Origin of the sequence: Mesorhizobium sp. M0140 (assembly GCF_040322475.1) — a bacterium.
In the GTDB taxonomy this organism is placed as follows: domain Bacteria; phylum Pseudomonadota; class Alphaproteobacteria; order Rhizobiales; family Rhizobiaceae; genus Mesorhizobium.
The window spans coordinates 62,357-89,318 of record NZ_JAMYTM010000008.1; the positions used below are offsets into that span (position 1 = coordinate 62,357).

The 26,962-nt window shown below is 61.4% G+C and carries 26 protein-coding genes and 1 pseudogene; 11 read left to right on the plus strand and 16 right to left on the minus strand.

Translation table 11 applies throughout. The features are described from left to right. The 4 genes from NKJ37_RS10500 to NKJ37_RS10515 form a co-directional block, all read right to left on the minus strand. Entirely contained in the window at nucleotides 1-882 is an 882-nt protein-coding gene (locus tag NKJ37_RS10500; RefSeq protein WP_023809823.1) for a branched-chain amino acid ABC transporter permease, read from the minus strand. Beyond that, a complete protein-coding gene (locus NKJ37_RS10505; RefSeq protein ID WP_031212725.1) occupies nucleotides 879-1,673 on the minus strand; it encodes an ABC transporter ATP-binding protein in 795 nt (264 codons plus the stop codon). Before NKJ37_RS10505 ends, NKJ37_RS10500 begins: the two co-directional genes overlap by 4 nt. Nucleotides 1,674-1,764: 91 nt before the next feature. Beyond that, nucleotides 1,765-3,198: an LLM class flavin-dependent oxidoreductase gene (locus tag NKJ37_RS10510; protein ID WP_352553454.1), complete on the minus strand. Its 1,434-nt coding sequence runs from the start codon at nucleotides 3,196-3,198 to the stop codon at nucleotides 1,765-1,767. 482 nt (nucleotides 3,199-3,680) lie between these two features. Continuing rightward, entirely contained in the window at nucleotides 3,681-5,687 is a 2,007-nt protein-coding gene (locus NKJ37_RS10515; RefSeq protein WP_352773834.1) for a putative bifunctional diguanylate cyclase/phosphodiesterase, read from the minus strand. A 292-nt stretch (nucleotides 5,688-5,979) separates the two neighbouring features. On the opposite strand from NKJ37_RS10515, the gene NKJ37_RS10520 reads away from it, so the two are divergent. From NKJ37_RS10520 to ychF, 4 genes are all read left to right on the plus strand, one after another. Next, on the plus strand, nucleotides 5,980-7,014 hold the full coding sequence (locus NKJ37_RS10520) for a class I SAM-dependent methyltransferase (RefSeq protein ID WP_352773796.1): 1,035 nt from the start codon (nucleotides 5,980-5,982) through the stop codon (nucleotides 7,012-7,014). Between the two features lie 248 nt (nucleotides 7,015-7,262). Beyond that, on the plus strand, nucleotides 7,263-7,904 hold the full coding sequence (locus NKJ37_RS10525) for a 50S ribosomal protein L25/general stress protein Ctc (RefSeq protein ID WP_023809827.1): 642 nt from the start codon (nucleotides 7,263-7,265) through the stop codon (nucleotides 7,902-7,904). Nucleotides 7,905-7,927: 23 nt separating this feature from the next. Continuing rightward, nucleotides 7,928-8,653, plus strand: a complete 726-nt coding sequence (pth, locus tag NKJ37_RS10530; protein WP_352553450.1) for an aminoacyl-tRNA hydrolase — start codon at nucleotides 7,928-7,930, stop codon at nucleotides 8,651-8,653. A 91-nt stretch (nucleotides 8,654-8,744) separates the two neighbouring features. Next, nucleotides 8,745-9,848 carry a redox-regulated ATPase YchF gene (gene ychF, locus NKJ37_RS10535; RefSeq protein WP_023809829.1) on the plus strand — a complete coding sequence of 368 codons (1,104 nt, stop codon included), beginning with the start codon at nucleotides 8,745-8,747 and terminating at the stop codon, nucleotides 9,846-9,848. A 67-nt stretch (nucleotides 9,849-9,915) separates the two neighbouring features. Here ychF and guaD read toward each other — a convergent pair whose 3' ends face one another. After that, nucleotides 9,916-11,280: a guanine deaminase gene (gene guaD, locus NKJ37_RS10540; protein WP_352773797.1), complete on the minus strand. Its 1,365-nt coding sequence runs from the start codon at nucleotides 11,278-11,280 to the stop codon at nucleotides 9,916-9,918. Between the two features lie 136 nt (nucleotides 11,281-11,416). Between guaD and NKJ37_RS10545 the strand changes: the two genes are divergently transcribed. The 4 genes from NKJ37_RS10545 (at nucleotide 11,417) to NKJ37_RS10560 (ending at nucleotide 15,029) form a co-directional block, all read left to right on the plus strand. Next, complete coding sequence (locus NKJ37_RS10545) at nucleotides 11,417-12,751, plus strand: uracil-xanthine permease family protein (RefSeq protein WP_023809831.1); 1,335 nt, start codon at nucleotides 11,417-11,419, stop codon at nucleotides 12,749-12,751. A gap of 236 nt (nucleotides 12,752-12,987) precedes the next feature. Then, the gene (gene corA / locus NKJ37_RS10550) at nucleotides 12,988-13,962 is read left to right on the plus strand and encodes a magnesium/cobalt transporter CorA (RefSeq protein ID WP_023809832.1); all 975 of its coding nucleotides are present in this window, start codon (nucleotides 12,988-12,990) and stop codon (nucleotides 13,960-13,962) included. Between the two features lie 123 nt (nucleotides 13,963-14,085). Then, entirely contained in the window at nucleotides 14,086-14,562 is a 477-nt protein-coding gene (locus tag NKJ37_RS10555) for a MaoC family dehydratase (RefSeq protein ID WP_352440375.1), read from the plus strand. Continuing rightward, complete coding sequence (locus NKJ37_RS10560) at nucleotides 14,559-15,029, plus strand: MaoC family dehydratase (protein ID WP_023809834.1); 471 nt, start codon at nucleotides 14,559-14,561, stop codon at nucleotides 15,027-15,029. The genes NKJ37_RS10555 and NKJ37_RS10560 overlap by 4 nt, the downstream gene beginning before the upstream one ends. Nucleotides 15,030-15,074: 45 nt before the next feature. Here NKJ37_RS10560 and NKJ37_RS10565 read toward each other — a convergent pair whose 3' ends face one another. The 6 genes from NKJ37_RS10565 to petA form a co-directional block, all read right to left on the minus strand. Beyond that, complete coding sequence (locus tag NKJ37_RS10565) at nucleotides 15,075-15,620, minus strand: adenine phosphoribosyltransferase (RefSeq protein WP_013529989.1); 546 nt, start codon at nucleotides 15,618-15,620, stop codon at nucleotides 15,075-15,077. A gap of 9 nt (nucleotides 15,621-15,629) precedes the next feature. Then, nucleotides 15,630-16,775, minus strand: a complete 1,146-nt coding sequence (locus tag NKJ37_RS10570; protein WP_023809835.1) for an alpha-hydroxy acid oxidase — start codon at nucleotides 16,773-16,775, stop codon at nucleotides 15,630-15,632. Nucleotides 16,776-16,951: 176 nt separating this feature from the next. Further along, on the minus strand, nucleotides 16,952-17,647 hold the full coding sequence (locus NKJ37_RS10575; protein ID WP_023809836.1) for an acid phosphatase: 696 nt from the start codon (nucleotides 17,645-17,647) through the stop codon (nucleotides 16,952-16,954). A 127-nt stretch (nucleotides 17,648-17,774) separates the two neighbouring features. Next, nucleotides 17,775-18,647: a cytochrome c1 gene (locus tag NKJ37_RS10580; RefSeq protein ID WP_023809837.1), complete on the minus strand. Its 873-nt coding sequence runs from the start codon at nucleotides 18,645-18,647 to the stop codon at nucleotides 17,775-17,777. Between the two features lie 28 nt (nucleotides 18,648-18,675). After that, nucleotides 18,676-19,977, minus strand: coding sequence for a cytochrome b (locus NKJ37_RS10585; protein WP_013529985.1), 1,302 nt, complete (start codon nucleotides 19,975-19,977; stop codon nucleotides 18,676-18,678). Between the two features lie 16 nt (nucleotides 19,978-19,993). Beyond that, nucleotides 19,994-20,554 carry a ubiquinol-cytochrome c reductase iron-sulfur subunit gene (petA, locus tag NKJ37_RS10590; RefSeq protein WP_023809838.1) on the minus strand — a complete coding sequence of 187 codons (561 nt, stop codon included), beginning with the start codon at nucleotides 20,552-20,554 and terminating at the stop codon, nucleotides 19,994-19,996. Nucleotides 20,555-20,814: 260 nt separating this feature from the next. Between petA and NKJ37_RS10595 the strand changes: the two genes are divergently transcribed. From NKJ37_RS10595 to NKJ37_RS10605, 3 genes and pseudogenes are all read left to right on the plus strand, one after another. Next, nucleotides 20,815-21,090, plus strand: a complete 276-nt coding sequence (locus NKJ37_RS10595; RefSeq protein WP_031212730.1) for a type II toxin-antitoxin system Phd/YefM family antitoxin — start codon at nucleotides 20,815-20,817, stop codon at nucleotides 21,088-21,090. After that, on the plus strand, nucleotides 21,090-21,512 hold the full coding sequence (locus NKJ37_RS10600; RefSeq protein WP_023809840.1) for a type II toxin-antitoxin system VapC family toxin: 423 nt from the start codon (nucleotides 21,090-21,092) through the stop codon (nucleotides 21,510-21,512). The genes NKJ37_RS10595 and NKJ37_RS10600 overlap by 1 nt, the downstream gene beginning before the upstream one ends. After that, nucleotides 21,513-21,858, plus strand: a pseudogene (locus NKJ37_RS10605) (cupin domain-containing protein). Between the two features lie 62 nt (nucleotides 21,859-21,920). Here NKJ37_RS10605 and NKJ37_RS10610 read toward each other — a convergent pair. The 5 genes from NKJ37_RS10610 to NKJ37_RS10630 are packed head-to-tail and all read right to left on the minus strand — an operon-like array spanning nucleotide 21,921 to nucleotide 26,934. Further along, nucleotides 21,921-22,232 carry a DUF6665 family protein gene (locus NKJ37_RS10610; protein ID WP_023809841.1) on the minus strand — a complete coding sequence of 104 codons (312 nt, stop codon included), beginning with the start codon at nucleotides 22,230-22,232 and terminating at the stop codon, nucleotides 21,921-21,923. 1 nt (nucleotide 22,233) lies between these two features. Then, on the minus strand, nucleotides 22,234-22,725 hold the full coding sequence (locus NKJ37_RS10615; protein WP_023809842.1) for a GNAT family N-acetyltransferase: 492 nt from the start codon (nucleotides 22,723-22,725) through the stop codon (nucleotides 22,234-22,236). A gap of 3 nt (nucleotides 22,726-22,728) precedes the next feature. Next, the gene (locus tag NKJ37_RS10620) at nucleotides 22,729-24,612 is read right to left on the minus strand and encodes an ABC transporter ATP-binding protein (RefSeq protein WP_352440373.1); all 1,884 of its coding nucleotides are present in this window, start codon (nucleotides 24,610-24,612) and stop codon (nucleotides 22,729-22,731) included. Between the two features lie 10 nt (nucleotides 24,613-24,622). Next, the gene (locus NKJ37_RS10625; RefSeq protein ID WP_352440372.1) at nucleotides 24,623-26,509 is read right to left on the minus strand and encodes an ABC transporter ATP-binding protein; all 1,887 of its coding nucleotides are present in this window, start codon (nucleotides 26,507-26,509) and stop codon (nucleotides 24,623-24,625) included. A gap of 29 nt (nucleotides 26,510-26,538) precedes the next feature. After that, the gene (locus NKJ37_RS10630; RefSeq protein WP_352440371.1) at nucleotides 26,539-26,934 is read right to left on the minus strand and encodes a hypothetical protein; all 396 of its coding nucleotides are present in this window, start codon (nucleotides 26,932-26,934) and stop codon (nucleotides 26,539-26,541) included. Nucleotides 26,935-26,962: the final 28 nt, after the last annotated feature.

The following is a 26,962-nucleotide window of genomic DNA, read 5'->3' on the forward strand; positions in this document are numbered from 1 at the left end:
TCAGACTCTTTCGATTTTCTGTTCGCCAAACAGACCGGCGGGGCGGATGAAGAGGAAGGCGAGCGCCAGCGCATAGGCAAACCAGGGCGTGATGCCGCCGCCGAGGAAGGGGCCGATATAGGTTTCGGCTAGGCTTTCCGTTGCACCGACAACGAGCCCGCCGACGATGGCGCCGGCAATAGAGGTGAAGCCGCCGATGATGAGCACCGGCAGGGCCTTCAGCACCACCAGCGACAATGAGAACTGCACGCCCTGGCGGGCGCCCCAGAGCAGACCGGCCACAAGCCCGACGAGCCCCGCAATGGTCCAGACGATCTGCCAGATGCGGTTGACATCGATGCCGATGGAGAGAGCGGCGCGAGTATCGTCGGCCACGCCCCTGAGCTCAACTCCGAGGCGGGTCTTGTTGAACAGCAGCGACAGGGCCACCACCAGGACGAGCGCGACTGCGGCGGCGGTGAGATCAAACTGGCTGATCATGATGTCACCGAGGAAGATCGGCAGATCCTCGATGCCGAGATCGAGCGCCCTGACCTGCGACCCCATGAGCCCTTGGGCTGTCCCTTCGACGATGTAGGCCAGCCCGAGCGTCGCCATGAACAGCGTCATCGGGCTGCGGTTGACGAGCGGGCGCAGGATCAGCCTCTCGATCCCGACTGCCATCAGCGCAAGCACGACCACCGTGATCGCCAGCGCCACCAGCACCGGCACACCCTGATCGGTCAGCGACACGAAGGTCAGGGCTGCAAACAGCAGGATGGACCCCTGCGCGTAGTTGAAGACGCCGGAGGCCTTGTAGATAAGCACGAAGCCGATGGCGACGAGCGAGTACATCGTGCCCGCCAGCAGGCCGCCGATGAGGGTTTCGAGAAACATGTTCATGCGGCGATCTCAACCTTGTCGTGGCCCAGATACGCGGCGATGACCTCGGGATTGTCGCGAATGGTATCCGGCGCGCCATCGGCCAGCTTGCGCCCGTAATCGAGCACGACGACATGGTGAGCGAGCTTCAGCACGATGCCGATATCGTGCTCGATCAGCACGATCGTCAGCTTCAGGTCGCGGTTCAGCCTGGCAATGATCTGCGCGATTTCCTGTTTCTCGGCGCTGTTCATGCCTGCCAGCGGTTCATCGAGAAGCAGCAGGCGGGGAGCCGCGACAATGGCGCGCGCTAGTTCGACCTTCTTCTGCACGCCGTAGGGCAGCAAGGCCACGGTGGTCTCGGCATGCCGCTCCAGATCGAAGAGGCGCAGGACTTCATGGGCGCGCTCGCGGAAACGGCGCGCCTCGGCGCGTGCGCGCGGCAAAAGCAGTGCTTCTTCCAGGAGCGTTGCGCGAGCATGCCTGGACAGGCCGGCAATGACATTGTCGGCGACACTCATTCCCGAAAACAGCGCGTTGTTCTGGAACCCGCGGCCGATGCCGCGGCGCGCGGCCTCCAGCGGCTGCATCCGATGGAAATGTTCGCCCTCGAAGATGATCTCGCCTGAATCGGGAACATAGACGCCGTTCAGTATGTTCAGCAGCGAGCTTTTTCCCGCCCCATTCGGGCCGATCAGGGCGCAGATTTCCTGAGGCGCCACCTCGAAACTTAGATCGGAGATCGCCTTCACGCCTTTGAATGCGAGGGAGATGTTCTTGACTTCCAATGCGGGTGCGGATGGCGTTGTCATGAATTCAGCGCTCCATGGTGGCTAACAGAGGCAAAGTCCGACGGTCCGGCGGCGCGGGCCGCTTTCCCTTCGGCGCCGTGCAGGGATGATGTCAGGCCGGTTCGGATTGGCGGGCGTGCCCTTCGGTCAAGGTTGATTGCGCCGCGGCCTCGTCGCGCTTGACGCGTTCGATGTCGCGGAAGCGATGGGCCGGATGGTTTGCCGGCAGATAGGGGCCTTCGCCGAACAGCTTTTCGCGCAGTGTGCCCTCGCGATACTGCGTCGCGTAGACCCCGCGCTTCTGCAGTTCCGGCACGACGTATCCGATGACGTCGGCAAAGCTGTCATGCGCCAGCGCATAAGCCAGGTTGAAGCCGTCGATGTCGGTTTCCTCGACCCACTCCTGCAGAAGATCGGCGATCGTCGATGGCGATCCCACGAAAAGCGGCCCGAGACCGCCAATGCCGCCCCATTTTGCAAGCTCTTCGATGGACCAGACCTTGTCGCCTCCGGCCAGATGCTCGACGGCGGAGATGATCGCGTTTGTCTTGACTTTCTTGACCGTATCCGTCGGTTTGTAGTGTCCGAAATCGATGCCGGTCCAGCCAGACATCAGGACCAGGGCGCCGTCATAGGAGGCGTGGTTCGCGTAATCCTGATATTTAGCCCGTGCCTTTTCGTCGGTTTCATCGACGATGATGGTTGCCATCGCATAGATCAGCACCTTTTTCGGATCGCGACCCTGCTCGGCGGCGCGCTTGCGGATTTCCGCGACATAGGCGCGGGTGGCATCCTTCAGAGGCGTCGAGATGAACACGCATTCGGCGTGGCCGGCGGCGAACTGCTTGCCGGCACCCGAGGCGCCGGCCTGGAAGAGAACGGGCGTGCGCTGTGGCGAAGGTTCGCATAGGTGAAAGCCCGGCACATCGAAATATTTTCCCTTGTGGCCGATCTCGTGGATTTTTGTCGGATCGGCAAATATCCCGCGCTCCTTGTCGCGCAGCACGGCTCCCTCTTCCCAACTGCCCTCGAACAGCTTGTAGAGGACTTCGACATATTCGGTTGCAACGTCATAACGATTGTCGTGGCTGCGCAGCCCGCCCTGGCCGATGTTCTTGGCCCCGCTCTCCAGATAGGACGTGACGATGTTCCAGCCGATACGGCCCTTGGTATGGTGGTCCGCCGTCGAGAGGCGGCGTGCGAAGGTGTAGGGATGCTCAAAGCTCGTCGAAGCCGTGATGCCGATGCCGAGATGTTTGGTGGCCAAGGCGATCGGGTTGGCGAGCTGCAACGGATCGTTCACCGGGATTTGCACGCCTTGCAGCAACGCATTGTCGAGGTTGCCCTTGTAGACATCATAATAGCCGATCACATCGGCGATGAAGACGGAGTCGAAGAACCCGGCCTCCAAAAGCCTGGCGAGATCTGTCCAATACTCCAGATCCTTGTAGTCCCAGGACCGGTCACGCGGGTGGCGCCAGAGGCCGGGCGACTGGTGACCGACGCAGTTCATTTCGAAGGCATTGAAGCGGATGGTCTTGCTCATTGTCGGTTCCGGAATCCTGCAAGCAATCGTGGTTGAGCTGGCAGGGTAGGGCCGGGAGCCAAATATCAAAGTAAATATATGGTTTTAATAGACTAGTCTAGGGAATAGCATTCCTCGATCGAGCCGTTTCGCGGAAGCAAGGTGTTTTGCGCGAGATCCCCATCAGGAAAAAGTAGACGCAATCACCTTGCCGCCGGTGGCGATCTTGACCCGGTCCGCCAAGCGGATGGTGCGATGATCCTGACGGCGATGGTCGGGCTGATCTGTCGCCGGCCTTCTCCACGTGGTCGTCTTTGGTGCCGGGCCGCGTCTCGACATCCGCCGCGGCTCAGCCCGCTGACGGTGTTCCTGCCGATATGAAGCAGGCCAGAAACTGGAAGCCGGCGCGGCGCTCAGATGAAGTCAGCTAGACTTCGGCTTTTGGCCCGTCGCGGCCAAATAGCGGCCTAAGCTCTAAGCCAAATGCCACCGCCCACACGTCATCATGCGGACTTAAGCACGGCAAATGACCGTTTGCGCATGGCCCGCTTTGCCTGGAAACTGACGGCGGGAGCGGGGCGGCCGACATGGAAGCCCTGGATCTTGTCTATGCCGAATTCGCGCATCAAGACCATCTGCTCGTCGGTTTCCACCCCTTCGACCAGGATCTTGTGGCCGCGATTTCGGACCAGGGTGATAATGTCCTGCAGCATTGCCTTGCCGCTCGGGGAACTGCAGTCGTGAAGAAACGAGCGGTCGATCTTCACCGTATCGAAATCGATCAGGCGAAGCCACGAAAGGCCCGCGAAGCCCGTCCCGAAATCATCGAGCCATATCTTGATCCCGAGCAGCTTCAGGTCGCTGATGCAGCGCAGGATGTCCGAATGCATCTCCATCTCCAGCCCTTCGGTGATCTCGAAGGCCAGTCTGCTGCCGGCGACGCGGGTCTCGCCCAGAATGGTCGCAACAGACGTTGCGAAGCCCGGTGTCTTAAGCTGGATCGGGGAGACGTTGACACTGACGACATGGACGTGATCGTCTGCCAGGAGCTCGGCGCACACTGTCCTTATCGCCCAGCGCCCGAGTTCCAGGATCGCGCCGGTTCGTTCGGCGACGGGAATGAACAGGCTCGGCGGAACCGATGTGCCGTCCAGCATCTTGAGGCGCATCAGAGCCTCTACCGCTTCAACCCGGTCCGATTTGACATCCTGGATGGGCTGGTAAACGAGTGAAACGAGATTCTGGCCGATCGCGATCTTCAGCAAGGCCGCAATGTTCTCACTCTCGTCGCTGCTTTGCGGATCGGTTGGATCGAACAGCCGGGCACAATTTCGGCCGCCGGCTTTTGCCAGATAGAGAGCGCGATCGGCCTCGTGGATGATCTTCTCCAGCTTGGCCCCGGTCTGCGTCCTGGTGAATGCGGCGCCAACGCTCACCGTTACGATCGAGACGCCGTCGCGCCGGAGCTCGTGGGTAAGCGCCAGGTTCTCCACCGTGCTGCAAATGGCTTCCGCGATGTTCAGGATCTGCTCTTTTGTCTCCATGCGCGCCAGGACGATGAACTCTTCGCCGCCGTAGCGGCCTATGGAACCATTATACTGTTTGATCATCTCGCTAAGGGCATTGGCGACATGGATCAGGCAGCGGTCGCCTTCCTGATGGCCGTAGCAGTCGTTGAATTTCTTGAAGAAGTCCACGTCGATGAGGATCGCCCCGAAGCTGGTGCCGACCTTTTGCCAATCGCTCCAGTAGTCCCGCAGCTTCTCGTCGATCGCGCGCCGGTTCTCCAGACCTGTAAGCGGATCGGTCCGCGACAATCTCAGCAGGGCCTTGCCGCGTTCGGTCGCCTCATTGTGCTGGATCTTGGCTTCCAGGGCATTCAGAAAGACGTTGTAGCGTTCCTCATTTAGTTTCCAGTTCACATACGAGGTGAACGTGAAACAAGAAACATAGAAAGCCCCAAAAACCATTTTGTATGTGAGGGTTGAAGGAACAAAGTAGTTTACAATGTAAAGTATAAATAAAATTATTGCGGAAGTTACGATAGAAAGCTTGAAATTGAACGTAAAGAAAAGATTGGCGCTCATCATGAATATGGTCCCAAAGACCATATAGTAAGAGACACTTTCCTTGTCCGCGCCCATAATCGCCGGACACAGCCAACCAACATAGCCAAAGATAATGGCCCCGGCGCAGGTCACGTCGAGCCATTCCGTCCCGACACCATGGCGAAGCTGCGCTTCCAGGATCAAAAGCGCGCTCAATCCGACCGTGAAGCGCGCCGTGATCGTATAGGCGGCCACATCCGGGATCAGCAGCAGATCGGTTGCCGAAAACAAGAGATAGATCGCAACCGCGATCCAAAGCCCTGGCCTGGCTTCCCCTCTTCGCGTCGCCTGCGCTTCCGTGCGGTAAAGGGTGCGAAGCTCGTCGGCCCCCAGTTCGTAGCGCGGCTCGTACGGCTCCGCATCAACCGCATCGACCAATACGGAGGACAGGTGTTCGTTCATCACAATAGACCCCGTTTGAAAGGGATTTTGTTTTCCGAACTCATTTCCAGCTTCTGCCCCCACGCGGGCCGGCTCCTTGGACGCGACGGCGATTGCGACGCCGGGCAAACAAATGCAATCGCGCAAGACAAGTTTCCGTTAACTCGAACCCGGAATTCGGGCCGAAAGCCGTCTAAAGAGGAACATGGTTGGCGGGAAATTAATCATAACGATAAAATGCCGTCGGCCCGACATTGGCAAAGGGAGCATTCTACGCAATAAGTTAACCGACTGTTAACTATGGAGTGATGGCGTGCAGACCGTTCTTGATGGCAAAAGCTTGATTACTGCCGAGATGCTCGCCGGCACGCTGCCTCGGGGAAAGCTCGAGCATCATGGCGAAGCGTTCGAAACCGCGCGTGCTGAGCTGGCCCTCATTCTCCACGCGACACAGCAGCAGGTCGAACAGGACAAGAACCCGGCCGAGATCGTCGGTCGCTTGCTGTCCTTTCTGAATGGCCTGCATTCCAAGGTTCATCCCGACGTCTGGCATGCGTTGATACCGGTCGCGCAGAACCATCCGATCCTGAAGTATTTTCTCGAGGATCCGCTGACGCACTGGTCCTTCACCAAGCCCAGGGGCTATTCCGGCGACGCGCAGTTGCTTGATTACATCTATTGCGATCCGCATGTGGCAGAGAGCGTGGCCAACGCCTCGGAGATCGGCAAGGCCCTGTACAGCCATACCCAGAACGTACCGTCATGCGTCGCCGCACGGGAGCGGCGCGATCTCTTGACCCGATACGTCGATCAGATCGCAACCAAGAACGGACCGGAAACCGAGGTCCTGGCGATCGCGGCCGGCCATTTGCGGGAAGCCAATCGTTCGGTCGCCTTGGCGGAGGGCCGTCTCAAGCGTTGGGTAGCGCTCGATCAGGATCCCCAGAGCGTTGGGCTGATCGCGCGCGATTTCCAGGGCACCGCGGTCGAAGCCATCGACGGCTCGGTGCGGACCGTGCTCACGCGGGGTCACAAGCTTGGCAAGTTCGATTTCGTCTATGCCTCCGGCCTTTATGACTACCTCGCCCACAACGTCGCGGTGAAACTCACGAAGACCTGCCTGCAGATGTTGAAGCCGAACGGGACGTTCCTGTTTGCCAACTACGCCGAGGGCACGCCTGACGCCGGCTACCGGGAGACATTCATGGACTGGGTGTTGCTGCTGCGGTCGGAGGTCGATATGTGGAACATCGTCAATGCCAGCGTCGACCGCAACGCCGTCGAGGCGCAGGTGTTCTTCGGCGAGAACCGCAACGTGCTTTATGCCGTCATCGAAAAGCGCGGATAGCGACCGCCTGGACTGCACCAGGCCGGGCGTGCCTTGGCTTGCACCTCCGGCCGCCTTCCGCTATAGAGCCGCCACCCGCGTAGACACCCTTGGAGGCAACGCGGCGGAAGGCCGCCTTCCCGCATGATCCCGAAAAGTGGATTCCGGTTTTCGGACCAGATCATGCATGGGTATGTCGGCTTTCGACGTTTACGGTCCAGGCACTCTGCCCACCGTGAGCGCTCCAGAACAAACCGAAAGGAAATGCCATGAGCCACGACACTTACGAGCTCAAGGCCGAAGCACGCGAACAGGTCGGTAAGGGGTCCGCCCGTGCAGTTCGCCGCAACGGTAAAGTGCCTGCAGTAATCTATGGTGACAAGCAGCCTCCCCTGGCTATCGCGCTCACCTACAAGGACATCTACTACAAGATCCATGGCGGCGGGTTTCTGACCACGATCGCCACGATCGATGTCGACGGCAAGAAGATCCAGGTCCTGCCGAAGGACTTCCAGCTCGACCCGGTCAAGGATTTCCCTGTCCATGTCGACTTCCTGCGCATCGGCAAGGACACCCAGGTCAATGTCGACGTGCCTGTCCACTTCATCAATGAAGACAAGTCGCCCGGCATCAAGCGCGGCGGCGTGCTCAACATCGTGCGTCACGAAGTCGAGTTCCACTGCCCGGCCAATGCGATCCCGGAGTTCATCACCGTCGATCTCACCGGCGCCAACATCGGCGACTCGATCCACATCTCGGCGGTCAAGCTGCCGGCTGGCGTCAAGCCTGTGATCTCCGACCGCGACTTCACCATCGCGACCATTGCCGGTTCGTCGGCGATGAAACCGGAGACGGAAGAGACGGCTGAAGCGGCTGCACCTGAAGCGGCTCCTGCCGCCGAAGAGAAGTAACTCTTTCCCGCCCGGAGCAGACGATGCTTGTCTTTGCAGGCCTCGGCAATCCGGGCGCGAAATACGCCAGCAACCGCCACAATGTCGGTTTCATGGCGGCGGACGCAATCGCCCGCCGCCATTCCTTTTCGCCCTGGACGAAGAAATTCCAGGGCCTGATTTCTGAAGGCACGCTCGGCGGCGAAAAAATCGTCCTGATCAAGCCGCAGACCTTCATGAACCTGTCCGGCCAGTCGGTCGGCGAAGCACTGCGCTTCTACAAGCTCGAGCTTTCCGCGCTCACCGTCTTCTATGACGAGATCGACCTTGCCGAAGGCAAGCTGCGCATAAAGACTGGCGGCGGTGCCGGCGGCCATAACGGCATTCGCTCGATCGACGGCCATGTCGGCAACGCCTATCGCCGCGTACGCATCGGCGTCGGCCATCCCGGCGTCAAGGAAATGGTCCAGCACCATGTGCTCGGCGATTTCGACAAGGCCGACCGCGAATGGCTCGAACCGCTGCTCGACGCGATCGCCGACAACGCCGCCATGATCGCCAAGGGCGACGAGTCCGGCTTCATGAACAAGACCAGCCTCGCCGTCCAGGGCAAGGCCGGCTCGCAACCGGAAAAGCCGGCACCGAAGCAGCCGGCGCAGAAGCAGCAAAGTCACGTCCGCCAGGCACGGCCGCAGCAGGTGCCAGCCAAGCTGCCGGAAAGCGGTCCAATGGCCGCCATGCTGAAGAAGCTGTTCGGCGGCAAGGACTGAGCATCAAGGGGACCGAAGGGCTTGACGTTGATCACCCCTATCGCCCATAGCCCTGATCAAATTTCTATTTTCCCGATAGGACCGAACAAAAATGGGTTTCAAATGCGGCATCGTTGGCTTGCCCAACGTCGGCAAGTCGACGCTTTTCAACGCGTTGACCAGAACGGCTGCGGCGCAAGCCGCCAACTATCCATTCTGCACCATCGAACCGAACACCGGCGAGGTGGCGGTGCCAGATCCGCGCCTGCAGAAGATCGCCGCGATCGCCAAGTCGAAGGAGATCATCCCGACCCGCATATCCTTCGTCGACATTGCCGGTCTGGTGCGCGGTGCCTCGAAGGGCGAAGGGCTGGGCAACCAGTTTCTCGCCAACATCCGTGAGGTCGACGCCATCGTGCATGTGCTGCGCTGCTTCGAGGATGACGACATCACCCATGTCGAGGGCCGCATCGACCCCGTCGCCGATGCCGAGACGGTCGAGACCGAGCTGATGCTCGCCGACCTCGACAGCCTCGAACGCCGCATCGTGCAATTCCGCAAGCGCGCCGGCAGCAAGGACAAGGAAGCGACGACCGTGCTGCCGCTGATGGAGGCAGCGCTCGAACTGCTGCAGGCCGGCAAGCCGACCCGCATTCTGCTCAAGGGTATTTCGCCCGAAGATTTGCGCATCCTGCAGGGCTTGAACCTTCTGACCTCGCATCCCGTGCTCTATGTCTGCAATGTCGCCGAGGCCGACGCCGCCACCGGCAACGAGCACACCAGTGCCGTGGAAAACATGGCCACCGCCCAAGGCGCCGGCACCGTGGTGATCTCGGCGGCGATCGAGGCGGAAGTCGCCCAGCTCTCCGACGAGGAAGAAATGGAATTCCTGTCGTCGCTGGGCCTCGACGAACCCGGCCTGAACAAGGTCATCCGCGCCGGCTACGACCTGTTGCATCTCATCACCTATTTCACCGCCGGGCCGAAGGAGACGCGCGCCTGGACCATCCATAAGGGCGACAAGGCGCCACAGGCCGCCGGTGTCATCCACACCGATTTCGAGCGCGGCTTCATCCGCGCCCAGACCATCTCCTACAACGACTTCGTCACACTGGGCGGCGAAGTGGCGGCCAAAGAAGCCGGCAAGGCGCGCGACGAAGGCAAGGAATATGTCGTCCAGGACGGGGACGTGCTGTTGTTCAAGTTCAACACCTGATGTGACGGATGTCACGCCGCCGTGGCGGCGTGATCAGCGCCCTCTCCGGCTAGCCCGGGAAAACCAGCTATTGCCCAACTACCCTCCGGCCACTCACCCAGACCGTGGCGATGTTGGCCCGCGCTGCGTTGAGCACGATCTTCTGGAATATCTCCTCAAGCGTATCGTCGGCCATGCCGATGTGGATGTTCGATGCCCTGGCGCTGGTGTCGATCAGCAGCGCGTCAAACTCATAGCCGACGCGAAAATTGCCCGTCGGCAGATCAAGTGCTTCCGCACCGCCGGCGGTCGCCAGCCAGAACGCCTCCTGGTGCGTGATGGGTTCGCCGGGCGCACCGCGTTGCTCCGGCGGCAGGCCGGCATGCACACCGCTTTGCAGCGTCCTCGACGCTGACAATGCATGTCGGCAGCCATCGAACAGTGACGGGCTGTAGCCTCCGGAAATGTCGGTTCCGAGCCCGACGTGCATGTGCCGGTCAAGTGCTGCGCGCAGCGGAAATGCGGCATTGGCGAAATAGAAATTGGACAGCGGGCAATGGGCAACAGCCGCGCCCCTCTCATCTATGAGGTCCATATCCTGCTCATCGATGAAATTCGAATGCGCCAGGATCGTATGCCGGGTGAGCAGGCCGAAACCATCAAGGCTTGCCGCATCGGTGCGGCCGAAGCGCGTCTCGACGAACTGCTTTGCCCAGTCGCTCTCCGAGCAATGCGTCTGCACGTGGCAGCCGAATTCGGTTGCCAGCTCGCCGAGTCCTTGCAGCGCCGCATCCGTGCAGCTTGGGATAAAGCGCGGTGTGATCGCCGGCTGGACGAGCGGCCTGTCGCGCGGATCCAGCGACTTGACCGCCTCGATGAACCGTCTGGTGTCCGATACCGCGCTTGCCGCATCGGCATCGCGGTAGAAAGGTGGACACTGCTCTGGATCGTCCATCACCACCTTGCCGACGAGCGCGCGTTGACCCTTCTCAAGACAGGTCTCGGCAAGCGCCAGGCTCGCGTCAACATGGACCGTGGCGAAATAGAGCGCCGTGGTGGTTCCGTTGGCCAGCAGGTTATCGACCAGATCGGCATAGACCTCGCGGGCATAATCGACATCCGCATAGCGGGCTTCGAGCGGAAAGGTGTATTTCTGCAGCCAGACTTCGAGCGGCACATCCAGCGCCTTGCCCATCTGCGGCCATTGCGGCGCATGGATATGCAGGTCGATGAGACCGGGCAGCAGGAATTGGCCATTGGCAAGCTCAACAAGCGTGCCCGCCAGGCGGGCAGCGTTCTGCCTGACCTCGTACTCGCGATGATCCGGCGCCAGCATTTCCGCGATGCGCCCCTGTGCATCGACGCTGAACAGATGGTCCTTCAGCACCTCCAGCCTGCCGCGTTGGGGCGTGTGGAAGGCGGTGCCGAGCAGCGTGAAGGGTTCTCTCGTCATTGCGGCTCCGGTTTGGCTAACGGTCTGCTTGGCCTACAAAAAAACAGTTGGCAAATGTTGTGGCCGCTGTCCTTCGGCACCGACTGATCCCATGATCGAGCGGGAATTTCCAGAGGGGTCAGAAGGGGAACGGTACATGGAACGCGTTGCGTCAGAGATCACATTGATTGCCCAACCGGACGATCCGCTGCCATGGGGCAAGGCAGCGCTGCTCGGCCTCCAGCATGTACTGGCGATGGACGTCTACATCGTGCCGTTTATCATCGCATCGGTGCTCGCCTTCAGCGTCGGCGATGCCGGCGCCTTTATCCAGTCCGCATTCGTGGCCGCAGGCATTGCCACACTGATCCAGTCGCAGCTTTTGATGCGGCTGCCGGTCGTCCAGGGGCCGTCCTTCGTCCCGATCGGCGCGGTGCTGGCCATCGCCTTCGGAGCAGGCGGCGGCGTTGGCGGTCTCTCCGCCGTGGTCGGAGCGCTCATTCCGGGCGCCATACTGGTCATCCTGCTCGGTTCGCCGACAAGAATCTTCCATCGCCTCGTCAACCGCTTCGTACCGCCCATCGTCGGCGGTGCGATCATCATCGTCGTCGGCGTCGCCTTGATGCCGGTGGCGCTCAAGGAGAGCGTGTTCGCGGTCCACGGCACCGCCACGGTCGGCGGCAACATCGTCCTCGCTTTTATCGCCGCTGCCTTCCTCGTCGGCTGCATGCTGACCGGCATGGCACTTGGCGCGAAGGGCGCCTGGCTGCGCCTGCTGTCCGTGATCATCGCCCTGGTGGCAGGCAGCGTGGCCGCCGCCTTCATGGGCCAGTTGAACATGGCGGGCGTTGCGGACGCGACATGGTTTTCCATGCCGCGAATCGCCTTCCTCAATCTCGACGTGACGTTCTCGCTGTCGGCGACACTGACGATGCTGATCGTCTATATCGTCGTTCTCGCCGAAACCACCGGCACCTGGTTCGCCGTCGGCGCCGTCATCGACAAGCCGCTGTCGGACGAGCAGCTCGACAAGGGCGCGACAGGTGAAGGCCTCGGCTGCCTGGTCAGCGCGCTGCTGTGCAGCACCCCGGTGACCGGCTATTCGTCCAATGCCGGCATCATTGCCATCACCGGCATTGCCAGCCGCGCCGCCTTTGCCGCCGCCGGCATCTTCCTGGTGCTGTTCGGGCTGATCGGCAAGCTTTCGGCGGTCATCGCCTCGATACCGGGGCCTGTCATCGGCGGCGTTTTCGGCGTCCTCTGCGTCGTCATCGCCATGAACGGTTTCCGCGTCGTGCGCGGTACACCCCTGACCGAGCGCAACATGCTGGTCATCGGTCTGCCGATCCTGATGGCGCTGTTTGCCACGCTGGCGCCGCCGGATTTCGTCAAGACGCTCCCCGACCTCGTGCAGTACATCCTCGGCTCATCGATCGCCTTCGGCGCCGTCTGGGCCATCGTGCTGCACCAGATCCTGCCAAACTCCCGGTAGACGTATCCTAAGATGGCGGGCGGCAATGTGCCGTCCGCTATCTCTCTGCATCGTTGACAGCACTTGCCGTTGACCTGTTTTGCGGGCGGCATGGCCTGCCTTGACCTTGTCACATCACGGGTCTAATCGGCTGGGGCACGCGGTCGGCGCTTTCGGCGAAAGTGTCCGTCTCGTGCAATCCAACACGACGCGTCAATCCGAACGCACCCTTTGACCCCAGCAAGGGATATCAGGCGATGATCAAGGCCTTCGTCGTGGACAATGACCGCCTGCGCGTCGTCGACGATCTCCTGGCAAACAGCGAGACCATCGTCTGGGCGGACCTGTTCAACCCGACAAAGGAAGAGGAAGCGACGATCGAGAGCTGGCTCGGCGTTGCCATTCCGACGCGCGAGGAGATGGAGGAGATCGAGATTTCGAGCCGCCTCTATGTCGAGGACGGCGCCTACTTCATGACCGCCACCCTGCCCGCCCAGACCGAGGTCGACGATCCCTTGATGTCGCCGGTCACCTTCGTGCTCGCCGGCACAAGGCTGATCACGGTGCGCTACCACGAGCCGAAGGCCTTCAAGACCTTTCCGCAGCGCGCCGAGAAGGTGGCGACCGGCTGCACCAGCGGCGACACCATCCTGATCGGCTTGCTGGAGGCGATCGTCGACCGTCTCGCCGACATTCTGGAACGCGCCGGCCGCGACATCGAGGCGATCTCGCGCGATATATTCGAGGCGCGGTCGACCAAGGTTTCCAAGCGCAACCGTGATTTCCAGGAGTTGCTGAAAGCCATCGGCCGCAAGGAGGACATCGCGTCTTCGATCCGCGACAGCCTGATCTCTCTGCAGCGGCTGGCAGGCTTCTTCGCCCATGCCTCGACCCGCACCAAGATGAGCAAGGACACCAAGGCGCGCATCAAGACGCTGTCGCGCGATGTGCTGTCGCTCGCCGACCACGCCACCTTCCTGTCGCAGAAGATCTCCTTCCTGCTCGACGCCACCCTCGGCATGATCTCGATCGAGCAGAACGCCATCATCAAGATCTTCTCGGTCGCCGCCGTCATCTTCCTGCCGCCGACTTTGGTCGCCTCGATCTACGGCATGAATTTCGACGTCATCCCCGAGTTGAAATGGGAGCTTGGCTATCCCTTCGCCATCGCCATGATGGTGCTGTCGGCGATCCTGCCCTTCTGGTACTTCCGCCGCCGCGGCTGGCTCTGAGTGGCCCTGTCGATCGGCTGCCACAGGCTGGCGCAGTAGAAATCGCTTGACCAAACGAACGCCGGCCTGCATCCGGAAACCCCGATCCTGGGGATCGTGGGTCGACAAGCCGGATTCCAGACCATGACTGCAGAGATAAAAACATGGGCCTATGAGGACTTCATCGAGGGCGCATCGATCGACCTCGGCTCGAAGCTCGTGAGTGCCGCCGAGATCGTCGAATTCGCCGGAGAATTCGACCCGCAGCCGATGCATCTCGACGAGGAAGCCGGTAAGGCCAGCATCCTCGGCGGGCTGGCAGCGTCGGGCTGGCACACCTGCGCAATGTTCATGCGCATGCTGTGCGGTGCGTTCCTGCTGGACTCGACCTGCCAGGGCGCGCCCGGAGTCGATCAGGTCAAATGGAAGAAGCCGGTCCTGGCCGGCGACCAACTGACCGGCACCCTGATGGTTATTGCCAAGCGCCTGTCGAAATCGAAGCCGCAACTCGGCTTCGTCACCATGCGCAGCGAACTGTTCAACCAGCGTGGCGAAAGCGTCTTCGAGCTCGAGAACTCCGTCATGTTCCTCACGCGCGATGCCGCGGGGAGCCAAGCATGACACTGGACGAGTTCTTCCGTATCGGCACCACCGTCACGCTCGGCTCGCACTCATTCGAGCCCGAGGCGATCAAGGCCTTCGCCCGTAAGTACGACCCGCAAATCTTCCATATCGACGAGGAGGCCGCGAAGAAAAGTGTGCTCGGCGGCCTCTGCGCGTCCGGCTGGCACACGGCCGCGACCTGGATGAAACTCAATCTGGAAAACCGTATGGACGCCGAGATCGCTGCGTGGAGCGGTCCCGGTCCAGTGCCGGAATTCGGTCCCTCGCCCGGCTTCAAGAACCTGAAATGGCTGAAGCCGGTCTATGCCGGGCAAACCATCACCTTCACGCGCACCGCGCTGTCGCACCGCCCAATCGCCTCACGCCCCGGCTGGCGGCTGCTGGCGCTGCGTTCGGAAGCTTTCGATTCCACCGGCGACAAGGTGCTCGAGTTCGAAAGCGCCGTTCTGGTGAAGGCCGAGTAACGCCACTTTCCCTCTCCCTTCTTGTAGGAGAAGGGAGAGCACTCCTCAATGTCCTTCGAACCCTATCAGCGTTCTGACCGGCACACCGAGGGCTTCGAGCTTGGCGCGGCCGCCGAGGTCCGGCAGGTCGATGACAAAACAGGCAGCGAGGATGTCGGCGCCGATCTGGCGCAGAAGTTTGACCGCGGCTTCAGCCGTTCCGCCGGTGGCGATCAGATCGTCGACAAGGATCACCTTCTCGCCCGGAGCAACGCCGTCCTTGTGCATCTCCATCTCGTCCAGCCCATATTCCAGGCTATAGGCGACGCGCACCGTTTCGTAGGGCAGCTTGCCCTTCTTGCGGATCGGCACGAAACCGGCCGAGAGCTGATGGGCGACGGCGCCGCCAAGGATGAATCCACGTGCCTCGATGCCGGCGATCTTGTCGATCTTCTGGCCGGCATAGGGATGCACCAGTTCGTCGATGGCGCGGCGGAAGGCGCGCGCATTGCCGAGCAGCGTGGTGATGTCGCGAAACAGGATGCCGGGCTTGGGATAATCCGGAATGGTGCGGATCGCGGCGAGCAATGTGTCTTCGAGGGAGGATTTCATGGGTCGAGATTACCTGAAACGGACGTTCTTGCGCGACAATTGTTCGATCGAACTGCAGCCCATCAGCTTCATGCCGCGTTCGATCTCGACCCGCATCTGCTCAAGCGCCCGTTCGACGCCGGGCTGGCCTGCCGCCGCGAGCGGGAACAGATAGTAGCGTCCGACGCCGACGGCCTTGGCACCGAGCGACAGCGCCTTCAGCACATGGGTGCCGCGCTGCACGCCGCCATCCATGATGACGTCGATCCTGTCGCCAACGGCGTCGACGATCTCGGCAAGCTGATCGAACGCCGCCCGCGAGCCATCCAGCTGCCGCCCGCCATGGTTCGACAGCACAATGCCGCTGCAGCCGATGTCGACGGCGCGTCTTGCATCCTCCACCGATATGACGCCCTTGAGGCAGAACGGACCCGACCAAAGCTTGACCATCTCGGCCACGTCGTCCCACGTCATCGACGGGTCTAGCATCTCGGTGAAGTAGCGGCTGATCGACATCGTGCCGCCACCCATGTCGACATGCTCGTCGAGCTGCGGCAGCTTGAACCCCTCATGGGTGAAATAATTGATCGCCCAGGCCGGCTTGAGCGCGAACTGCGCCATTCCGGCGAGATTGAGCTTGAAGGGAATGGCAAAGCCGGTGCGTTTGTCGCGCTCGCGGTTTCCCCCGGTGATGCTGTCGACGGTCAGCATCATCACCTCGACGCCGACCGCCTTTGCGCGCTGCATCATCGCCCGGTTAAGACCTCGGTCCCGGTGGAAATAGAACTGGTAGACCTGTGGGCTGCTGCTGATGCCGCGCGCCTCCTCGAGGCTGACGGTGCCAAGCGAGGAGACGCCGAACATGGTGCCGTATTTGGCGGCGGCCCTGGCGACCGCGCGCTCACCCTGATGGTGGAACAGGCGCTGCAAGGCGGTCGGCGAGCAATAGAACGGCATCGCCAGCTTCTGGCCCATGACCGTCACCGACATGTCGACCTCGCTCACTCCGCGCAGCACGTTGGGAACAAGGTCGCAGGTCTCGAAGCTTTCGGTGTTGCGGCGATAGGTGACCTCATCGTCGGCCGCGCCGTCGATGTAGTTGAAGATCGGCCCGGGCAGCCGCTGCTGTGCCATCCGCCGGAAATCGGAAAAGTTGTGACAGTCGCTGAGCCGCATCATCGAATTCCAAAGGCCATGGCGGGACGAGCTTCTCGCCACCGTTCGATGCGTCGAATATCAACCTGATGCCGCCATGCCAACGGACTAATTGCCGAACTTTCGCTTGAGCACGAGCGTTAACAAAAAAGGAGCGCCTTAAGCGCCCCTTCCCGTCTAAATCCGGCTGACGAGGATTACATGCCGAGATCGGAACGAAGCTCGGCCCTGGCCACTTCATATTCAGCCTTGAAGTCGTCCCGGTTGAGCAGGACCGCGGCAATAACGCTGCCGGAAATCTTGCCCATCTCGACGTCGGACGCATAGTGGATGCCGCCGACCTCGCGGTTGTGGGCGTATTCGGCCGCACGCGCCATGATCTCGGCGCGCTTTTCCGGGACCATGTCGGACAGGATGATGCCCATCATCGTGCCTACGGTGGCATGGCCGGACGGCCAGGAACCGGAGCTCGACAGCTTGACCGCCGGCTTGACGAGATCGCTGAGCTGATGCGGGCGCGGGCGCTTCCAGACATCCTTGGCCGGGTCGACTACAGCCCCTTCGGTAGCCACCACGCGATCGAAGAAAGCGCTGAATTTCGGCAGCGTTTCCTTGTTGAATTTCGGCCCCATGACGTCGGCAAAGCGCCAGACATTCTCCTCGGCATCAGCCACCGCGCTGGCGACCATCTCCGGGGTGCGCGTCACCTGCAGCGTCAGCACCTCGCCGAGTTCGGCCTTGGTCTGCGCCGAATCGTTTGCCGGCGGCGGCGGCAGGATCATCGTCAGGTCGACGTCCTTGTTGGTGACGAAGGGCTGGGCGTCTTCCGCTTGCGCTGCCGAGCCGAGGATGAGCAGCAACAGGCCTGCCGCGAGCGATGCGTATCTTTTCATGAATGCGATCCTTTGATGAGAGCAGCACAGGATCGCCGGATGCGATGACGGCCATGTGACATGACCAGCCTCCGGAAATGCAAAAGGGCGCCTCTCGGCGCCCTTCGCGATCACTTGATTGTATGGCCTAGTGGGCCACGCCTTCCCACACCTTGCGCTTGGTGAGATAGACCAGCGCGCCGAACAAAAGCAGGAACACCAGAACGCGAAAACCGGTCTTCTTGCGGTCTTCCATATGCGGCTCGGCCGCCCACGCCAGGAAGGCGGAGACGTCGCGGGAATACTGGTCGACGGTCTGCGGCGCACCGTCATCATAGGTCACCTGGCCGTCGGAGAGCGGCTTGGGCATTTTCAGCGACACGCCGGACATGAAGTACGGATTGTAGTGGGTGCCTTCCGGGATCACCATGCCGGCCGGCGGCGTCTGGTCGTAGCCGGTCAGCAGCGAGTGGATATAGTCGGGACCGCCGGCATCGTATTGTGTGAAGATGTCGAAGACGAATTGCGGAAAGCCGCGCTCGACGCCGCGCGCCTTGGCCAGCAGCGACATGTCGGGCGGGGCAGCGCCGCCATTGGAAGCAGCAGCCGCTTCCTCATTGGCGAAGGGCGGCGGGAAATGGTCGGACGGCTTGCCGGGACGGTCGAACATGTCGCCGGCATCGTTGGGGCCGTCATGGATTGTGTACTCGGCCGACAGCGTCTTGATCTGCGCATCGGAATAGCCGAGGTCCGACAGCGTGCGGAACGCCACCAGGTTCATCGAATGGCAGGCCGAGCAGACTTCCTTGTAGACCTTGAGGCCGCGCTGCAACTGCGCCTTGTCGTAAGTGCCGAATGGGCCGGTGAAACTCCAGTCCATTTCCTTTGGCTCGTCGATCGGGAAATGCGTCGGATTGGCCACATTGTGTGCCTCTTCGGCGGCGATCGCCCGAGTGCCCGCGGCCCCAGCGGCGACCGCCACGAGGCCGATCAGCGCCAGCGAGGTGAGAATCTTTTTCATGCCAAATCCCCTTAGATTCTCTACCCGCTCAGCCTTTGGTTTCCGGAGCCGCCGTAGCGCCCGCCGGATGTCCGCTGCCGCCCTTGTTCTTCTCGAGCACCGCCTCGGTGATCGAGTTCGGCAGCCGTCGCGGCGTCTCGATCAGGCCGAGCACCGGCAGCGCGATCAGGAAGAAGGCGAAGTAGAACAATGTCGCCATCTGCGCCATGAACACATAGCTGCCTTCGGCCGGCTGCGAGCCCAGCCAGCCAAGCAGGATGGCATCGGCCACGAACAACCAGAAGAACAGCTTGTACCAGGGCCGGTAAACGGCCGAGCGTACCTTCGAAGTGTCGAGCCACGGCACCAGGAACAACATGACGATGGCGCCGAACATGCACAGCACGCCGCCGAGCTTGGAGTTGATCGGCCCGACATTGAAGGTGATGGCGCGCAGGATCGCGTAGAACGGCAGGAAGTACCATTCGGGCACGATGTGGGCCGGCGTCTTCAGCGGGTTGGCGACGATGTAGTTGTCGGGATGGCCGAGATAGTTCGGCAGGTAGAAGACGAAATAAGCGAAGAAGAACAGGAACACGATCATGCCGAACGCGTCCTTGATGGTCGCGTAGGGGGTGAAGGCGACAGTGTCGGTCTTCGACTTGACCTCGATACCCGTCGGGTTCGACTGGCCCACGACATGCAGCGCCCAGATGTGCAAAACGACGACGCCGGCAATCATGAACGGCAACAGATAGTGCAGCGCAAAGAAACGGTTCAGCGTCGGGTTGTCGACGGCAAAGCCGCCGAGCAGCAGCTGCTGAATCCAGTCGCCGACCAGCGGAATGGCGCTGAAGAAGCCGGTGATGACGGTGGCGCCCCAGAAGCTCATCTGGCCCCATGGCAGCACGTAGCCCATGAAACCGGTCGCCATCATCAGGAGATAGATGATGCAGCCGAGGATCCAGAGCAGTTCGCGCGGCGCCTTGTAGGAGCCGTAATAGAGGCCACGGAAGATGTGGATGTAGACGGCGACGAAGAAGAACGAGGCGCCGTTCGAATGCATGTAGCGCAGCAGCCAGCCGGAATTCACGTCGCGCATGATCTTCTCGACCGAGCCGAAGGCCAGATTGGTGTCAGCCGTGTAATGCATGGCCAGCACGATGCCGGTCAGGATCTGCGCCACCAGCATGATCGAAAGGATGCCGCCAAAGGTCCACGCATAGTTGAGGTTGCGCGGCACCGGATAGGCAACGAAGCTGTCATAGACCAGCCGCGGCAGCGGCATGCGGGCGTCGAACCAGCGTCCGAGACCGGTTTTGGGCGTATAGGTCGAGTGTCCCTCGCTCATCGAAATATCCCCTGCCTCAACCGATAAGGATCTTGGTATCGGAAATGAACTTGAATACCGGAACCGCCATGTTCTCAGGCGCCGGGCCTTTGCGGATGCGGCCGGCCGTATCGTATTGCGAACCGTGGCACGGGCAGAACCAGCCGCCGAAATCGCCTTCCTGGCCAAGCGGAATGCAGCCGAGATGCGTGCAGACCTGAACCATCACCATCCAGGCCTCCTTGCCGGGCGTGGTGCGATTGGCGTCGGTCGCCGGCGCATCGGACGGCAGATTGGCGTTGCGGGCGATCGGATCCTTGAGATCGGCGAGATTGACAGCCTCGCCGTCCTTCATTTCCTGTTCGGTGCGGTTGCGGACCACGACCGGCTTGCCGCGCCACTTGACGATCAGCGACATGCCCGGCGTCAGCGAGGCGACGTCGACTTCGACGGAAGCGAGCGCCAGCGTCGAGGCATCGGGGCGCATCTGGTCGATGAACGGCCACGCGAAAGCACCCGCGCCGACCACTGCGGCCATGCCGGTGGCGACGTAGAGAAAATCACGACGGTTGGGATCCTGGGTGTCGGTTGCGCTCACGGGTGCCTGATCCTTTCGCCTCTTCCGTGCCGGTGGCTGAGCCTTGTTCCCCGCTCAATTACGCCAACCCGACAGCGCATGGCGAACAGGCTTGCGAATTCCTCCGGCATTTGGACTTCGGTTTATGCGTGAAGCCCGTTTTTGTCCAGACGGGTGAAGGCACAAGGGCAGATTGTCGCGGGCGTTCCGCACAGCGATGAATTTGACGTGCTTGGCTAAATGTAGCAATATGTCTACATCTACTCGACGGAGGTGCTGAAATGAACATCTCAACGAAGACGATCACCATCATGTCGAGCCGTGAATTCAACCAGGACACGGCGCTTGCGAAGCGGGCTGCCAGGAACGGACCGGTTATCATCACCGATCGCGGCAAGCCTTCCCATGTGCTGATTTCGATGGAGGAATACGAGCGGTTGGAGAAGAAGCCGAGAAGCCTCGCGGACGCGATTGCCGACGATCGCCCCGAAGCAGACTTCGACTGGGAACCACCTCGCCTGGAAGGACCGTTTTTCAAGATTCCCGATCTCGACTGATGTTTATTCTCGACACCAATGTCGTTTCGAATCTGCGTCGTCGGGACAAGGCCGATCGCAACGTTTTAGCCTGGTCTGAGACCCACGACGTCGCCAGCTTTTTCATGTCGGTGATTTCGATCCTGGAACTCGAAATCGGAACACTGTTGTTGTCGAGGAAGGACACCCGCCAGGCCGCCATGTACCGTGAGTGGTTGGATCAAATACTAATTCCACAGTTCGACGACCGGATACTGAGCATAGACACGGCCGTTGTCGTGCGTTGCGCAAACCTCCACGTTCCTGACCCTAAGCCGGAACGCGATGCTCTCATTGCCGCCAGCGCGCTTGTCAATAATTTGACAGTCGTGACACGCAATACCAAGGATTTTGAGGGCACCGGGGTGAAGCTTTTCAATCCCTGGATACCCGCGAAGGGCTAGATAGCCAGGGCACAAATCATAGACCGCGACACCTGGTCTGTTCGCTCCGACCATTGGAAGGGCGAATTGCAATGTGGCGCCTACGGCTCTCCTGCCTGATCTTCAACTATCTGCCTGGCGTCGGAGGCGGCCCCGCCTGCATACACATCCCTACGCTGAGATCTTCATCATTCGCCAGGGCACCGGCCTGTTCACCGTCGGCGACCAGGAGATCGAGGCATCCGCCGGCCAGATCCTGATCGTGCCGCCCAATACGCCGCACAAATTCACCAATCTCGGCCCAGGCCCGCTGGAGACGACCGACATCCACGAGAATGGCAGCTTCATCACCGAATGGCTTGAGTAGACCATGATCCCGAAAAGTGGGAACCGGTTTTCGGAATAAGATCATGGTCCAACAAAAGAGAGTTATTTCGCGCCGAGCCTGGCCAGCACCGCTTTCGGGATGTTGTATTCACGAATGACGGTATCGTGCTTGCGCAAGCCGCACAGCTCGCGCTGGATGAAATAGCCATGCACCGCCTCGGCGGCATCCTTGAGCAGCCGGGGGCGCAGTTGCTCGTCGGCATTGTCGCGCAGCCTGGCCAACGTTTCCTCTACCCGCTGGCCGGCGCGGCCAAGTGCTGCCGCCTTTTCCGCCAATATTTCATGGCCGAGCGCGTCGAAGGCGGCTTCCGCGGACGAGGCGCCGGCTAGATGAGATGGCGGACGCAAGGACATTTCAGCTTCCTTTCCCGAAGACCATGCGGTGTGTGACGAATTCTTCGCCTTCCACGCGCTGAAAGCCAAGCCGTTCGTAGAAACCGAAGGCTTCTTGCGGCGCGCGGGTGTTCAGCACGGCGAAATGGTGACGTGCCCTGTCGATAACGGTCTCGACCAGCATCCGGCCAAGACCGTTGCGACGGTGGCGCGCACTGACGAACAGGTGCCGGACCCGGCCGTGGCCCCTGGCCTCGAAATAGGGATCGATGTTCAGCCCGCACACGCCGGCGAGTTCCCGGCCATTCCAGGCTCCGTAGAGTGCCTCGCCGCGCTTCAAGAACTTGTTGCGGCCGCTAGCCCAGCCATCCGCCAGGCGCACCAGCATCCAGTAGCCCCCAAACCGGCTTTCCTGCTTCAGCGCGTCGAAGGCCGGCGTGGTTGGCCGGAGCCGCTTGAGCACATAGCTCACTCCGGGGCCGATCTCTGGAATTACCTCTGCCGATCCAACCATGCCCTACTCCGCAGGCCGCGTCTCTTCGAGCACGCTGTCCTCGTGATAGAGAAAACCGCCGGACTGCCGCTTCCACAGCCGCGCATAGAGCCCGTCGAGCGCCACCAGCTGGTCATGCGTGCCTTGCTCGACGATGCGGCCGCCGTCGAGCACCACCAGCCGGTCGAGTGCTGCGATCGTCGACAGCCGGTGGGCGATGGCGATGACCGTCTTGTTCTCCATCAGCCGCGTCAGATTCTCCTGGATTGCCGCCTCGATATCCGAATCGAGCGCCGAGGTCGCCTCGTCGAGGATCAGGATCGGCGCGTCCTTCAGGAAGACACGGGCGATCGCCACGCGCTGGCGCTGGCCGCCCGACAGTTTGACGCCGCGCTCGCCGACAAAGGCCTCGTAGCCGGCGCGGTCCCTGTTGTCGCGCAAGGTCAGGATGAACTCGTGCGCTTCGGCCTTTTTCGCCGCCGCGATCACCTCCGCATCGGTCGCGTCAGGCATGCCGAGCTTGATGTTGTCGCGCAGCGAACGGTGGAACAGCGCCGTGTCCTGGCTGACGACGCCGATATTGGCGCGCAGCGAATTTTGCGTGACTTTGGCGGCATCCTGGCCATCGATGGTGATCGACCCGCTCTCCAGATCGTAGAGCCGCAGGATCAGATTGGCGAGGGTCGTCTTGCCCGCGCCAGACGGTCCGACCAGCCCGACCTTCTCGCCCGGCTTGACGACAAGGTCGATGCCGTTCAGTACGCCGAAACCTTTGCCGTAATGGAACTCGACGTTCTTCACCTCGATACGCCCGCCTGCCACCACGAGTTCCTTGGCGTCGGGCGCATCCGTGAGGCCGAGCGGCTGCGAAATCAGCGCCTTGGAGTTCTCCAGCACGCCGAGGTTTCGCAAGATGCTGTTGAGCTGCATCATCAGCCGGCCAAGCAGCATATTGAGCCGCAGCACCAGCGACAGGGTGAAGGCGACAGCGCCGACGGTGATCGAGCCCTCGACCCAGAGATAGACGGCAAAACAGCCGATCGCCGTGATCATGATGCCCGACAGTGTCGTCAGCGCCATGCGCACGCCGGTCAGCCGGCGGGTGAACGGGCGCAATGCGTCGAGGTAGATGTCGAAACCGTTCCTGATGTAGCGGTCGTCGCCATCGGCCGAGAACAGTTTCAGCGTCTGCACGTTGGAATAGGAATCGACAATGCGGCCGGTGATCATCGAGCCGGCCTCGGCTGTTTCCTCGGCATGCTTGCGGATTGCCGGCAGATAGAGCTTGGCCAGCCAAGCGAAAGCGGAAATCCAGATCACCACCAGCACCGCCAGCCTGAGATCGAGGCCTGCGACCAGCGCCAGCGTCGTCACCGTATAGACGATCATGAACCAGACGACCTCGATGAAGCTTTCCATCAGGTCGCCGGTGGCCTGGCCCGCCTGCCAGACCTTTGTTGCGATGCGGCCGGCGAAATCGTTCTGGAAGAAGGCGTAGGACTGGCGCGAGACATGCCGGTGCGCCTGCCAGCGCACCAGATTGTAGAAGCCGGGCGTGATCGTCTGTTCGTCGACCAGCGCCGAAAGGCCGACGACGACGGTGCGGATGACCAGCACCACCACGGCCATGAAAACCAGTTCAGGGCCTGCGGCGGCCCACAGTGCGTGCCAACTGCGCTCGGCGGGAAGCTGGTCGAGAATATCGACCAGCCGCCCGACGAAGTAGAACAGGCCGGCCTCGACCAGCGGCGCGATGCCGCCGATGACCAGCATGGCGAAGAAGGCGAACTTCGCCTGGCCGACATAGTGCCAGAGAAAGCCGCCGACGCTGGTCGGTGGCCGAAGATTCGCTGGCTCCCTGAACGGATAGACCCAGTTCTCGAACCAGCGATAGACGGCTGTCATCATGCGGCGGCCATCATTCTGCGGCTTGCCCCTTTGCAAGTGCGTCGTTGGCGGCGTCGGCGGGACCGTCCTCAAGCAGGAACCCGCCCGACTGGCGCTGCCAGAGCTGCGCGTAGAGCCCGCCCTTGGCGACGAGTTCCTCGTGCGAACCTTCCTCGATGACACGACCCTTGTCCATCACCACCAGCCTGTCCATCGCCGCGATGGTCGACAGCCGGTGCGCTATGGCGATGACGGTTTTGCCTTGCATGAGCTTGTAGAGATTCTCTTGGATCGCCGCCTCGGCTTCGGAATCAAGCGCCGAAGTCGCTTCGTCAAGGATAAGTATAGGTGCGTCCTTCAACATAACGCGAGCAATGGCGACGCGTTGCCGCTGGCCGCCGGACAATTTGACGCCGCGGTCCCCGACATGGGCATCGAAGCCCTTGCGGCCGCTGGCATCCGAAAGCCCTGATATGAAGTCCAGCGCCTCGGCGCGGCGCGCCGCCTCGACAAGCATCTCGTCGGTGGCATCGGGCCGGCCATAGAGGATGTTCTCGCGCACCGAACGATGCAGCAGCGAGGTGTCCTGCGTGACCATGCCGATCTGCGCACGCAGCGAATCCTGCTTCACACCGGCGATCTCCTGGCCATCGATCAGAATCCGGCCGGCTTCGAGGTCGTAGAAGCGCAGCAACAGGTTGACCAGCGTCGACTTGCCGGCGCCGGAACGGCCGACGATGCCGACCTTTTCGCCCGGCTTCACCGCCAGCGACAGGCCTTCGATCACCCCCTTCTGCTTGCCGTAGTGGAAGCGGATGTCCTCGAAGCGGATCTCACCCCTGGAAACGCTGATCTCCTTCGCGTCCGGCCTGTCCTCGACAAGGCGCGGCAGCGAGATCGAGGCGATGCCGTCCTGCACCGTGCCGATGTTCTCGAACAGGCCCGACATTTCCCACATGATCCATTGCGACATCCCCCACATCCTGAGCACAAGGCCGATGACCACGGCGACCGCGCCGATCGTCACTGCTTGCCCCAGCCACAGCCACAACGCCATCGCGGTGACAGAGAACAGGAGCAATGCATTCAGGATGTAAAGCGAGCCAAAAAGCACTGTCACCAGCCGCATCGACCGGTAGACCGTTTCGAGAAAGCCGGACATGCCGTCTTTGGCGAATGACGCTTCGCGGCGTGCATGGCTGAACAGCTTGACCGTCTGGATGTTGGAGTAGCTGTCGACGACACGGCCCGTCATGATCGAGCGCGCATTGGCCTGTTCCTCGCCAACCTTGCCCAGCCGGGGAATGAAAAACCGCAGCAAAAGGATATAGCCGACCAGCCAGACGCCGAGCGGCGCGGCCAGCCGCCAGTCGGCCGAGCCGACGATGAGCAGCATGCCGAGGAAATAGACGACAACGTAGTTCAGGACGTCGATCACCTTGATGACGCATTCGCGCACGGCGAGAGCCGTCTGCATCAGCTTGGTCGCGATGCGGCCGGCGAACTCGTCCTGGTAGAAACTCATCGACTGCTTGAGCAGATAGCGGTGCACCTGCCAGCGGATGCGCATGGGATAATTGCCCATCAGCGTCTGCTGGTTGAGAAACGAATGCAGCCATACCGTGCCCGGCAGCGCGAACAGCACGATGAAGGCCATGCCGGCGAGCTTCCAGGCTTCCGTCTGCAGGAAGGTTTCGCGATTCTGCCCCGACAGCCAGTCGACGATGCGGCCGAGGAAGCCGAACATCCATACTTCGGCAATCGCGATGGCCGTCACCAGCACCGCGTCGAAAAGGATATAGGGCCATGCGCCGCGCGTATAATGCAGGCAGAAGGCAACCAGCGTCTTGGGCGGCTCGACCGGTTCCGCTGCGGGGAACGGATCGAGCCTTTTTTCAAACCAGCTAAACAACAACATAGGTTATGCCTGTGAAATGTGTTTGCCGCTTACGCGGCACGTGAGCGTACGAAATCCCCGGTACCCATGGCATCAAGGGCCGACGGTCCAGAATCACCCGGACCGTCGGCCATCCCTCGTGCAATATAGGGGCTCGCGGGCTTTTCGCCGACAGCTGCGCCAGCCGATCCTGACGACACGGTGCCGCCAGCCCGATTTTTCGCGCCCGGCCTGACCAGCCGGATGATCCGGCGCACCAGCGACGGGCGGCTCGGATCGGGAACCGCGCGCGAAAAATCGACATCCGGCAGCATGCCGCGATGCGGCCGGCGGCGAACCTCGGCGTGAACCGCCGACGAATAGGTGTCGCCGATCAGCAGCGCCCAGGTCGGCAGTCGGTGAATATGCAGGCTCCTTGAGCCGGGTATTCTGTAGGGATCGAACATCGGTCCGTCCTCCGTGTGAAAATAGAGA